Below are 11,946 nucleotides of genomic sequence, written 5' to 3' on the forward strand. Positions count from 1 at the left end.
GACATTCCCAGTTAACATAGATCATTGAAATTGTACTTGCAATAACCCTTTCACAACCAAATCGAAATTTACCTAAACTCCAATTTGTTATGTCTAAAACTCCATTCAGGATTTTATTCCTGCTATCTGTCGCCACAGTAAGTCTGATCGTTAGTTGTAAAAAGAGTGCCAATCCCATTACGCCACAGACAGAGACTACTGTCAAACATGCGGTAACGGAATCGGTTACACTCAATGAAGATTTTGAAGTAGGTACTACCAGCCCCAAAACGGCCTATGATGTAGCCCCGGCAGGTTCCTCTGCGGGCGACAATGTAACCCTGCACGCCAATTCATGGAACCTGTATGATGCGCTGATAGGCAATCTTGCTGCAGACCTCAAAGTAGGTAGCTGGTCTGCACGTGTTCGTAATACCGGTAAAATCACGATGTTGTTTGATGTGACTACCGGTATCAGCACCGTTTCCGTAGCACATGGCTTGTATGGCACTGATGCCGCCAGTACCTGGGGCCTCTGGTATTCCACTGATGGGGGAACCACTTGGACGCAATCCGGCGCTGCTATCACGTCTACGGCTACACTACAAACGCAAACGTTTACCATTAATGTTTCCGGAAATGCGCGCATCGAAATCCGTAAACTAAGTGGCGGTACCAATCGCATTAACATTGATAACATTGTAATCAATGATTTTGGCGGTGGTGGTGGTAATCCATTGCCTGAAAAGAAATTCCTCTTCGACGCCAGTAAAAGAGAAAATGCAGGTAGCGCCGATTGGCAGATTGATGCCGATGGCACAGAAAATGTACCGGTTTATACCGGTGGAACAACAGTGGAAACAGCCGCTCAGCGCTTCCCTACGCCATCTTACACAGGCATTACTGCCAGTACGCCCGAAACTTATTGGAGAGGAGCTACTTCCTCCTGGGCGATTGAACTGGTGAAGAGAGGTCAGTATGTTGAATCATTACCTAATGGCGGCGCGATCACTTATGGCAATGCTACCAATCCTCAGGATCTTAGTAACTACGATGTATTCGTGGTAATTGAGCCTAATCGTTTGTTCACCGCTGCAGAAAAAACAGCGTTGATGAATTTTATCGCCAATGGAGGCGGACTCATGATGATTGCTGATCACACGGGCCAGAATATTTCTGGTGCAGATGCCAATGGCTATAATCCATCTGATCGTGATGGCGATGGATATGATAGTCCCCGTGTATGGAATGATTTCATGAGCAATAATGGTGTCAATAACAACAAGCCGTTTGGCTTTGTGGTAGATTCTGTAGATATAAACGAACAGCCTACTACCAAGGTGTACACAGGCACAAACAGCTATGCGCAGAAGGTATTAGGCGGAGTAGCGGGTACTGCTGCTAAACTGGCCTTTTATAATGGAACGACCGCTACTTTGTATCCGGCTGTAAATGCGAATGTACAGGGACTTTTCTGGAGAATGAGTGCCACGCTGAATGGCAATACCGGCGTAATGGCCTTGTTGTCTACCTATGGTAATGGAAGAGTGGTATTCATCGGAGACAGCTCGCCGGCTGATGATGGTACCGGCGATCCTAATGACGCTTTACATAATGGATGGTCTGGAGATGTACCTTCCGGATACACTTCGCATCCGGCATTGCACCTGAATGCATCTTTGTGGCTGGCTAAGCTGCAATAATATTTGAACCTATAAACAAAACAGGCGCATTGAAATTTTCAATGCGCCTGTTACTATTGCAGGAATAATAATTTATTGAGACCAACCGGTTGGGGTTCTGTCCCAACGGTGCGATTTCAGTTCTTGCAGAAGTTGTTGTGAGAGACCTTTTCCATCGCTGGCAGCCATGTTGGCGTTTACGTTTCTCAGTTTGCGCATACCAGGAATGGTAGTACTGATATCAGGATTGCTGAGAATGAATCGCAGCGCCATTTCCGGCATTGTCATTCCTTCCGGAATCAATGGTTTCAGTGCATCTGCATGTTCCACGCTGCTGTTCAGGTTTTCAGGAACGAAGTAGCTGGCGCGCCAATCGCCTTCCGGAAAAGTGGTTTCTTTTGTAAAGGTGCCGGTAAGCGTGCCTTCATCAAAAGGAACACGTGCAATTACGCCGATATTCATTTCCCTGCAAAGGGGCAGGAGGTTATCTTCAGGCGCCTGGTCGAAGATATTGTAGATGACTTGTACGGCATCTATCAGCCCAGTTTGGAGGGTTTCCAGGCAATTGTCCGGCTCCCAGCGGTTAACGCTGATCCCCCAGTGTTTTACTTTACCCTGCTGTTGTAGTTTAGTGATGGCTTCTTTCCATTCATCCTGTTGTGCCCAGCTATCTTCCCAAACATGGAACTGTTGCAGGTCGATACACTCTACCCCCAGGTTTTTTAAACTTTTCTCTGTGTATTCAATGATGTAATCTGCTGGAAATACATCTGATAATTTATACTCGGGTTTGGATGGCCATTTACGGTTTTTTGGCGGCACTTTAGTAGCTGCATACAGGCGTTTGCCGGGATGACGACGAATTGTTTTATTCAGTATTTCTTCGCTTAAGCCTTCGCCGTATCCCCAGGCCGTGTCGAAGAAATTACATCCCAGTTCAATGGAGCGATCCAGTGCGATGTTGACTTCCTTCTCCTCAGAGCCTGTCCAGCCGGCCATTCCCCACATACCGTATCCAATCTCGCTGACTTTCCAGCCAGTTTTTCCAAATACTCTGTATTCCATAAAATGATGATTTACATTTAAGGTCCAATAATCAGTGGCTAATATACATCAATGATGTAGTATTTACCAGTCTATTCTGCCAGTAATCCTGTCAGGAATTTTTTGAAATCGCTGTTGGTATAATCTTTAGCGCCGGTATAACGGGCACGGATATATCCTTTCTTATCAATGATGACAGTCGTAGGTAGCGTGCCATTGTACACCTCGCGGGAAATATCTGTGGTGGCGGCATATACCGGGAAGGTATAACTATTTTGCTGGAGGAACTGTCGTGCCTTCGCCAGGTCGCTGTCTGCATCTACTGCTATAAATTCCAGCTGCTGATGGCTACTGAATTCCTGGTACAAAGATTCCAGGGAAGGCATTTCAGCGCGACAAGGAGGGCACCAGGTGGCCCAGAAATTCAGGATAATCACTTTGCCTTGCAAACCTGAAATAGTAATAGTCTGGCCATCCTCATCACGGAAACCAGCATCCTGCATGCGTTCGCCTGCTTTGCCTGGTACGGATGGCTGGAATAATCCCACCTTCATCAAACCCCTGATGACATAGGATTTGGCTGTCGGATTGACGATAATAACTACCAGGATCAGCAGGAATAAGGCATTTAAAATATTACTCCTGGTGAACCATTTCTTTTTCATAGCAGTTAAATTTAGTTTGATAACCGCAAATATAGGGGTATGAACAAACTGTGCCACAAGAAATGTCGGGATTACACCCGATTATGTCGGCTTACCACCGCGCTATTGATGGAATGCTACAGTAAGTTTGTACCAGAAAGAATAAAAATGTTTCGTTATGCAAAAGATCATACCATTTCTCTGGTTCAATAACCAGGCAGAAGAAGCCATCAACTTCTATATTTCCGTGTTTAAAAACGCGCGTATTTTAAGTATGAATAGGTACACCTCCGCTGGTCCGGGGCCGGAAGGAAGTGTAATGTCTGCCATCTTTGAAATAGAAGGACAAACCTTTTATGCATTGAATGGCGGGCCGGCATATACCTTTAATCCTGCTATTTCCCTGTTTGTAAACTGTACTACACAGGAAGAAATAGATGAGTTGTGGGATAAGCTCCTCGCTGATGGCGGCAGGCCTAATCAATGCGGATGGCTGACAGATAAATTCGGCCTTACCTGGCAGATCGTACCGGTGCAATTAGGACAACTGCTGGAGGATAAAGACAGAACCAAAGCAGCAAGAGTAATGGCTGCTATGATGAATATGATCAAACTGGATATTAAAGGTTTGGAGAATGCTGCTGCTGGTCAGTGAGCTACGTGTCTCCCTACAGCATTACCATTGTATAATCTGTAGAATAATTTTCCATCCTGCACGGGTATGATTCCATACACGCATGTAATTATTCCTTTTCGTGCCTTCTAACGTATAGCCATATACGTAGCCGAGATCTCTGTCGTCTGAAAGTCCGCCTGACACCGGTTTGAAGGTAATATTCTCATGTTGTTGGCCCATGGCCTGCATAATACTGGTACTGTCGTGCAAGGGAGGATATCCTTCCAGGTTAAACCAGGTGGCATCTGTGATATAGTCGCTGAAAGCAAGATTGCCGGCAGTCTGATAGGCCTTTAAAAATAAAGACTCTACTTCGCGGATATCGCCGATGGAAGAGGGAAGCCCATTTACCTTGGCCTTCTGGCTGGAGGTAGCAGTATTATAATTGGAAGTAGGGGTAGTCACGCCAATATCCACCAGTACTTTCCAGTTACCTGCCGCATCTTTTTGCCATACGCTGCTAAATTGACCAGCCTGACTTACATCATTACTACCGGAGGCTTTTACTTCATAAGGGCCGGTGGTAAAACCGGTGTTGCCACTGAGTGCAGTATAATAATATACAGGTTTCCATAAGAGTTGAATATCCTGTTCAGGCAGTTGCAACCACTGTTGATGACCATTCTGTATGGTTCCTTTGGAAAAGGTAACGGAAGCGGTATCCAGGTAATGTAGAAAAGCAGATCTGACGCCAGAATCCCGTGCCATAGCGGCAAAAGACAACTCGGCCTCTGCTATCGGTTGCTGGGCGGAAACGAAAATATGGGCGCATAGGAGCATAGACAATGACAATACGTATCGCATAAACTTCGATTGTTAGAATAAATTGAATAGGTGGTAGTTACTGCGGTTATAGTAGGGCTTCTGGAGTTATTATATCGTTCGGGCTCTCGGGGAAAATACCTGTCTTGCGGTCGATTATTCATTAAAGATAAAGAAAACAATCTTACAAAGATCATTTTGATCATATCTGCATTTTTTTCGGGTTGTCGGTTTCGTTCTATTTCCCGCGACCACGCCAAAGTAGTTTTACATAAAAAAAGAACATGAAACTGCTGCTCTTATTACCTGCCTTCTTTACTATGAACGCCGACGCCGATAAAAAAGCGGTACTGCAGGTCCTGGAAACCAAATGTAACTATTGCCATCGCGTTGCTAACCCTTACCGCGTTTTTAACCGGAAAAATATGGACACGAATGCGGCAGACATCTACCAACAAGTGTTTGTAAAGAAAAGAATGCCAATGGGAGACGGAAATCCGCTGTCTGAACAGGAACAAACCATGATTAAATCCTGGGTGAGTGCCGTTCGAAATAATTAATCTTTTTAAAAAAATTATATATCATTTGATACTTTTTTAATCTTCTGTTAAAATTTATTTTGCCATTTACTTTAGAGATAATAACCAGTTTATATGTCTATATAGATTGGTTATTAATTATTTATAATATTATTGAGACAATAAACACGCCGTTTGCTATAATCCTAACTTAATAAAAAAATATATTAACTATATTGTAGTTTAATAAAAATATATATATTCACACTGCGCTGTATTTAGAGTATCAACCAAATATCAGGGGACATCGTCGCAGATATACTTTCCTGAAAATAAATATTTAAACAGGCGTCCATGGACGTCGTGACCGACTATACTATAGGCCGGATCAGTACTGTCATTTCACTTATTGAATAACACAACGATGCTATCTATCACCAAAAAAAAGACGCATATGAAAGAACGGTTCCTTATCCCGTGTCTTATGCTGCTCATGCTATTTGCGACCGCAGTACATGGGCAATCCGGAAAAATAGCCGGAAAGATCACTGACCATGACAGCGGTGAACCTCTCCCAGGGGTTACTGTCAGAGTGAAAGGAAAATCCATCGCCGTACAAACAGATGGTAAAGGGCTCTTTTCTTTAAATGCCGGCGCAGAGGATATCCTGATCTGTTCTATCGTAGGCTATAACCAGGTAGAACAAACAGTAGGTACTGCTACCAACCTGCAAATACAGCTCACCAGTCAGGCTATCGCGCTGAAAGATCTGGTAGTAGTGGGTTATGGTACACAGAAGAAAGCAAATCTTACCGGCGCACTTACCGTGCTGAAAACAGAAGAGATTACTAAAAGACAAGTGGCTTCCGCTTCTAATCTGCTACAAGGTTTAGTGCCTGGCGTCATGGTGACACAGCAATCCGGCAAACCAGGTACAGATGGCGCTAATATACGTATCCGCGGAGAAGGCTCTGTATACGCAGGTTCCAGTCCACTCATCCTGGTAGACGGCGTACAAATGAACCTGGATCAGATAGATCCGAATGCCATTGAAAGTATCACCGTACTGAAAGACGCGGCATCTACTGCTATTTATGGTTCCCGCGCTACCAACGGAGTCATCCTGGTGACCACACGCAGAGGAAAGGGAACAGGACTATCCATGCAATATAATGCCTTCGTTTCGAAACAGGCAGCCACCAACCTGCCGGAGAAAGTGAATGCAGTAGAGCATATGCAATATGCTAATATCGCCCGCCAAAATTCTACTAATAATCCGAACGCCTTTGCCTTCGATACGGCATTGATCAACAGATATAAAAATAATCCAGCCGACAATTTCAATTACTTTGATACAGACTGGCAAAAGCTGATCCTGACCAATTCCGGTATGATGCAGAACCATAACCTGAACCTTAGTCTGGGTAGTGAGAATATCCGCTTCTTTGCCTCCGGAAGCTATATGAAGCAACAAGGACTCACGCCTAATACCTACTATTCCCGTTATGATTTGCGCATGAATGCGGATATCCGTATCAGTGAGAAGCTCAGCATGAAAGGAGATTTTATTTATAATAAATCTGCCAGAAATGAACCCGGTGGCGCTACTCCGGAGTTTATTATTAAACAGATGCTGGGGATGCCCGCGAATGCAGCCGGAAAATTTGCAGATGGGAAATATGGAGACGCGGGTCAAAGTGCCAAACGAAACCCTGTAGGACAAGCCGAAGCAAGTGGGTTTAACCTAAATGAAACCCCTTCCAATATTTTGAAAGCGACCCTGGTGTACAAACCTGTAAAAGAACTTGAATTTGAAGCATGGTTCTCTAATAACACCTATAACGCACACAATAAAAAATTTACCCAGAACTACGCTGTATATCGCCCGGATTATACCAATAAACAACTGGTGTTTGATAGCTATTATCCTGCGCAGAGTATGTTGCAGGAAAGCTATTCCAATAATAAACTGAACTACTATACCATTCAGGGAACCTTCAATAAAACCTTTGGTGGTCATGAAGTGAAACTGCTCGCTGGTTACCAGGCAGAAGATTTCAGCGTTTCTTCTCTAGGTGCCTCCCGTACAGATTTCCCTTCTAATGATCCATACATGGGGATTGGCACGAAAAACTTCAACAACAGCGGTGGCGCAAGTCAGTATTTTCTGCAAAGCTTTTTTGGGAGATTCAACTATAATTACCAGGGAAAATATCTCCTGGAGCTGAATGGCAGGGCTGATGGCTCTTCCCGTTTCTCCCAGGAGTTTCATAACCAATGGGGATATTATCCGTCCGTATCAGCAGGATGGATACTGAGCAAAGAAAATTTCTTCAGTGGGCTGACAAATACCATCGGCTTTGCAAAGATCAGAGCTAGTTATGGTTCCCTTGGCAATCAATCCCTGACAGAATACTATCCATTTGTTGCCACACTGAATACGACCGATTATAACTACTACTTCAATAGTCGCAATAACTCCGGCGTAGCGCAGACAGCAGCCGCTAACCCAAAGATTTCATGGGAAAAATCTACCCAACAGGATATAGGTTTGGATATGGTATTCCTGAAAGACAGGCTGAGTCTAACTTTCGATTACTATAAAAAAGAAGTATCCGCCATGTTGCTGAAGAAACCTATTCCTAATTATGTAGGTTTGTCGGCCCCATACGTCAACATCGGCTCCATGGAAAATAAAGGCTGGGAGCTTGCTTTAGGCTGGAAGGACGCTATTGGTTCATTCCGATATAATATAGGCCTGAATTTATCGGATGTACGTAATAAGGTGAAAGACCTTGGCGGTGTGAATATTATTGACGGCGCATTTATTACTACACCGGGATCGCCTATACGTAGTTATTATGGCTACCAGGCAGACGGCTACTATCAGAATGATGCGGAAGTAACAAAAGGACCTTTTTATCAAAGTACCACTAAACCAGGAGATATCCGCTACAAGGATATCAGCGGTCCCGATGGAAAGCCGGATGGTAAAATCGACGGCTACGATCGCGTTGTACTGGGAGATAATATGCCGCACTATGAGTATAGTCTCAACCTGAACGGCGCCTGGAAAGGATTTGATATTAATATATTCTTCCAGGGTGTTGCTCAGCGAAATAACTATGTCAGTGGTACCGGTGCATGGGCTTTCTACTCGGCCGATTTCATCGCTACCATGTATACCTGGCAGAAAGATTTCTGGACTCCAACCAATCCTAATGCCGCTTATCCGCGTTTGACGGAGAATCCTTCTTTCCCAACTTCTTCCTTCTGGATGAAGAACGGCGCCTATTTCCGACTCAAGAATATTGCACTGGGATATACCTTTAATGGTAAACAGTTGCGGTTCGCAAGGATTAATTCCCTGCGTGTATACGTAAGCGGTAATAACCTGCTTACCCACTCCAGATATGCGCCAGGATTCGATCCGGAAATCAATAATGTTACGGGTGATTTTTATCCCATCATGAAAACATATACCGCTGGCCTGAATCTGAAATTCTAATCACTAAACTATTTTGCGATGAAACGCATCAGTATATTTTTACTCCTGGCAGCTGCACTAAGTGCCTGCCAGAAGGAACTCGACAAACAGCCGCTGGACAGCCCTTCTTCCTCTACCTACTACACCAATGAGGCGCAGGTTACATTGGGTCTGACGGGCGTGTACAGCAGCACTTACTGGAACCTGAGCAACAGTATTCCCATCCAGATCTCTTTCGATCAGTACACAGAGCTGGGTGTAGAACGTAATCCGGGGATCGCGGCGGGTAATTATGATGCCACCACTGGCACTATCTCGAGCGCATGGCAATTGATGTTCAAAACAGTTTCCTTTGCCAATAACCTCCTGGATGGTATGCAAAGGGCCAAAGCCAATATGTTGCCTGATACGTATGCCAGAATGCAGGCAGAAGCAATGGTTTTACGTGCATGGGCCTATTATCACCTGATTGGCCTTTATGGCGATGTGCCGTTCTATACCAAGCCACTGCTGCCTACTGAATTCTATAACCAGGTAAGAACAGATAAGAATAAAATTGCGGATTACCTGCTGGCAGACCTGGACAGTGCGGCCACAAAGCTGCCCTGGCAAATGACAGATCAGGGAAGAGTGAATAAAGGAACCGCATTGGGATTGAAAGCGAAATTAGCGTTGTTGCTTCAACGTTATGACGTGGCTGCCGCCGCAGCCAATGATGTCATTAAAAGTGCGCAGTATGGCCTGAATCCTGTATTTGCAAACTTGTTCAAGAAGGCGGGCCAGAATACGAATGCCGGTAAGGAAATTCTATTTATGCTGCCATTCCCGGATGATCAGGCCAATCCTACCAGCCTTGTGGCAGTAGGGCAGGGCTCCCGTTCCTTATCAGCGCAAAGTGGTCGTTTCCCGATCCAAACGCTGGTAGACCGTTATGAGTGCATTGATGGCAAAAGGATTGATGAATCTCCGCTGTATGATCCTGCTAAACCAAGTCGTAATCGTGATCCGAGATTAAAGAATACGGTTACCATGGATGGAGATACCATTACCATGCTGGTGAGTGGGGCAATGAGAAGATGCATATTCAGCATTTACAAGGATTCCACCAGCTTCTACAACTTCACCAGTAATACCTGGTATAGCGCTACAAATGCCGACCAGTCAAATATCTACGGCCCTGTTAAAAATGGGGTAGGTTATCTCTGGGCAAAATATACTTTGGATGAAGGGCAAGATGCTTTTACTTCCAAAACCGGTTTCATATACATGCGTTATGCGGAAATCCTGCTTACTTATGCAGAAGCAAAAATTGAACTGAATCAGCTGGACGCATCAGTGACGGATGCCATCAACCGGGTGCGTCAGCGTTCAGGCATGCCCGTAGTAGACCCGCTGGTAGCCGGTAGTCAGCAGAAAATGCGTCAGCTCGTACGCCGCGAAAAAATCGTGGAACTGGCCACAGAAGGGATTCACCTGTTTGATATGCGCCGCTGGAAAACAGGTAAACTGGCCATGAATATGGCGGTATACGGTGCGGCTGCCGCCGCAGCCACCCCGGCTGCATTGCCTTCTTTCGGCAGCGCTGGTGCGGAATCTGATCTGAATGATATTCCTGATTATACTGCAAGCGCAGCGCAGCGTATGAAAAGAGAAGTGCGCGTATTCATAGATCCCAGAGATTACCTCTGGCCGGTGCCACAAGGAGAAAGAGATATGAATAAACTACTGGGACCTAATCCTGGTTGGTAATTGAGCGTTTAACCGCTATACAAAAGCAGCAAAGCCATTCGTGCTTTGCTGCTTTTGTTTGTTTAGACCGTTTGTGGCGCCGATTTATGTATCTTGCAATTATGAAAGAGTACATTTTTACATCTGCCCGCCTGGGTTTCAGACGTTGGCTACCGGAAGATGAAGCGCCCTTTGCTGCTATGAATGCCAACGAGGCGGTAATGGAATTCTTTCCCAATACCCTAACGCCTGCGGATACACGCGCTTTAATTGATCGTATTGAACAACGCTTCTCGGAGCAAGGCTACGGTCTCTATGCGGTGGATCTGCTGGAAACCGGAGCTTTCATCGGCTTCATTGGCTTCTCCCATCCTCGTTTTGAAGCATCCTTTACTCCCTGTGTAGAAATAGGCTGGCGACTACGTCCGGAAGTCTGGAATGCAGGACTTGCCACAGAAGGAGCGAAACGCTGCCTCCAGTATGGCTTCGAACAACTCGGCCTGGAAGAAATTGTATCCTTTACCGCCGTCCTCAATCAACGCTCAGAAAGAATAATGCAGAAAGCCGGGATGACCTTCGTTACCATCTTTGATCATCCAAGTCTGCCTGTAGGCCATCCCTTAATGCCACATGTGCTTTATAAAAAGCATAAACCAAATCTATAACAGGCTCCTAATTGTTTGATTTTTAAATAACTAATCGATTTCATAAGCCTTTTTGTCTTACTATTTTGAACAATTGTTTAATACATTTGTTTAATTTGAAACAAAGCACTACTTTTGATGTTAAATTCCGGACAATGGCAAAAGCGGTTAGAAAGAAAAAAGTAGCCGACGCATCTGCGGAGGAGAAAATTATACAAGCTGCCAGAATCGTTTTTACACGCAATGGATATGCTGCCACCACAGTGCGGGATATTGCAGCGGAAGCTGATATCAACTTCTCTTTGGTGAACTATTATTTCCGTAGTAAAGAGAAGCTCTTCGATATCATTATGAAAGAAGGCATACGCCAGTTATTGTCCGGTATGCAGAAAAACCTCAATGATGAACACACTACTCCCGAACAAAAGATCGATATCGTTTGTGTGGAGTTACTGGATATGCTAATGATGCATCCGGATTTGCCGCTGTTTGTAATGAACGGGGTGGCCAACAGCTCGCCGGATATAGGGCGGGAGCTGGTGGAAAATAACGTGATGCTGAACTCCTATTTCGTGAAACAACTGCAGGAAAGAAGAGCCAAGGGCAAACTGGAAATAGAACCATTGCACCTGGTGATGAATATGATGAGTATGCTGATCCTGCCTTTTGTTGCCAGGCATCTCCTGATCCGATCGGGGGCAGTGGATATGCAAATGTTCAAAGCTATGATGGAAGACCGAAAGAAAAAGGTACCCATCTGGATCAAAGCAATGATGTAACAG

Annotated in this window: 10 protein-coding genes; 7 read left to right on the top strand and 3 right to left on the bottom strand. The window is 44.9% G+C overall.

Annotated elements, in window-relative coordinates:
- Window positions 1–89 precede the first annotated feature (89 nt).
- The gene (locus CLV59_RS18580; protein WP_111593578.1) at window positions 90–1,682 is read left to right on the top strand and encodes a hydrolase; all 1,593 of its coding nucleotides are present in this window, start codon (window positions 90–92) and stop codon (window positions 1,680–1,682) included.
- Between the two features lie 72 nt (window positions 1,683–1,754).
- Here CLV59_RS18580 and CLV59_RS18585 read toward each other — a convergent pair whose 3' ends face one another.
- Both CLV59_RS18585 and CLV59_RS18590 read right to left on the bottom strand, forming a co-directional pair.
- Window positions 1,755–2,726: an aldo/keto reductase gene (locus CLV59_RS18585; protein ID WP_111593579.1), complete on the bottom strand. Its 972-nt coding sequence runs from the start codon at window positions 2,724–2,726 to the stop codon at window positions 1,755–1,757.
- 71 nt (window positions 2,727–2,797) lie between these two features.
- Window positions 2,798–3,370: a TlpA family protein disulfide reductase gene (locus tag CLV59_RS18590; RefSeq protein ID WP_111593580.1), complete on the bottom strand. Its 573-nt coding sequence runs from the start codon at window positions 3,368–3,370 to the stop codon at window positions 2,798–2,800.
- Window positions 3,371–3,527: 157 nt separating this feature from the next.
- Here CLV59_RS18590 and CLV59_RS18595 point away from each other — a divergent pair, with 157 nt between their 5' ends.
- Entirely contained in the window at window positions 3,528–4,004 is a 477-nt protein-coding gene (locus tag CLV59_RS18595; RefSeq protein ID WP_111593581.1) for a VOC family protein, read from the top strand.
- Window positions 4,005–4,025: 21 nt separating this feature from the next.
- Here the strand turns inward: CLV59_RS18595 and CLV59_RS18600 are convergent, their stop codons facing one another.
- Window positions 4,026–4,829 carry a Cif family virulence factor gene (locus CLV59_RS18600; RefSeq protein ID WP_146616242.1) on the bottom strand — a complete coding sequence of 268 codons (804 nt, stop codon included), beginning with the start codon at window positions 4,827–4,829 and terminating at the stop codon, window positions 4,026–4,028.
- A 242-nt stretch (window positions 4,830–5,071) separates the two neighbouring features.
- Here CLV59_RS18600 and CLV59_RS18605 point away from each other — a divergent pair, with 242 nt between their 5' ends.
- From CLV59_RS18605 to CLV59_RS18625, 5 genes are all read left to right on the top strand, one after another.
- The gene (locus CLV59_RS18605; RefSeq protein ID WP_111593583.1) at window positions 5,072–5,347 is read left to right on the top strand and encodes a hypothetical protein; all 276 of its coding nucleotides are present in this window, start codon (window positions 5,072–5,074) and stop codon (window positions 5,345–5,347) included.
- Between the two features lie 412 nt (window positions 5,348–5,759).
- Complete coding sequence (locus CLV59_RS18610; protein WP_111593827.1) at window positions 5,760–8,813, top strand: SusC/RagA family TonB-linked outer membrane protein; 3,054 nt, start codon at window positions 5,760–5,762, stop codon at window positions 8,811–8,813.
- A gap of 18 nt (window positions 8,814–8,831) precedes the next feature.
- A complete protein-coding gene (locus tag CLV59_RS18615) occupies window positions 8,832–10,541 on the top strand; it encodes a RagB/SusD family nutrient uptake outer membrane protein (RefSeq protein WP_111593584.1) in 1,710 nt (569 codons plus the stop codon).
- A gap of 101 nt (window positions 10,542–10,642) precedes the next feature.
- A complete protein-coding gene (locus CLV59_RS18620) occupies window positions 10,643–11,185 on the top strand; it encodes a GNAT family N-acetyltransferase (RefSeq protein ID WP_111593585.1) in 543 nt (180 codons plus the stop codon).
- A gap of 134 nt (window positions 11,186–11,319) precedes the next feature.
- On the top strand, window positions 11,320–11,943 hold the full coding sequence (locus CLV59_RS18625) for a TetR/AcrR family transcriptional regulator (protein ID WP_111593586.1): 624 nt from the start codon (window positions 11,320–11,322) through the stop codon (window positions 11,941–11,943).
- Window positions 11,944–11,946: the final 3 nt, after the last annotated feature.

The organism is Chitinophaga dinghuensis (genome assembly GCF_003259435.1).
Taxonomy (GTDB): domain Bacteria; phylum Bacteroidota; class Bacteroidia; order Chitinophagales; family Chitinophagaceae; genus Chitinophaga; species Chitinophaga dinghuensis.

Excerpts from the sequence above, each read along its gene's own strand:
- CLV59_RS18580 (WP_111593578.1), top strand. The coding sequence starts at position 90 with ATGTCTAAAACTCCATTCAGGATTTTATTCCTGCTATCTGTCGCCACA.
- CLV59_RS18585 (WP_111593579.1), bottom strand. The coding sequence starts at position 2,726 with ATGGAATACAGAGTATTTGGAAAAACTGGCTGGAAAGTCAGCGAGATT.
- CLV59_RS18590 (WP_111593580.1), bottom strand. The coding sequence starts at position 3,370 with ATGAAAAAGAAATGGTTCACCAGGAGTAATATTTTAAATGCCTTATTC.
- CLV59_RS18595 (WP_111593581.1), top strand. The coding sequence starts at position 3,528 with ATGCAAAAGATCATACCATTTCTCTGGTTCAATAACCAGGCAGAAGAA.
- CLV59_RS18600 (WP_146616242.1), bottom strand. The coding sequence starts at position 4,829 with ATGCGATACGTATTGTCATTGTCTATGCTCCTATGCGCCCATATTTTC.
- CLV59_RS18605 (WP_111593583.1), top strand. The coding sequence starts at position 5,072 with ATGAAACTGCTGCTCTTATTACCTGCCTTCTTTACTATGAACGCCGAC.
- CLV59_RS18610 (WP_111593827.1), top strand. The coding sequence starts at position 5,760 with ATGAAAGAACGGTTCCTTATCCCGTGTCTTATGCTGCTCATGCTATTT.
- CLV59_RS18615 (WP_111593584.1), top strand. The coding sequence starts at position 8,832 with ATGAAACGCATCAGTATATTTTTACTCCTGGCAGCTGCACTAAGTGCC.
- CLV59_RS18620 (WP_111593585.1), top strand. The coding sequence starts at position 10,643 with ATGAAAGAGTACATTTTTACATCTGCCCGCCTGGGTTTCAGACGTTGG.
- CLV59_RS18625 (WP_111593586.1), top strand. The coding sequence starts at position 11,320 with ATGGCAAAAGCGGTTAGAAAGAAAAAAGTAGCCGACGCATCTGCGGAG.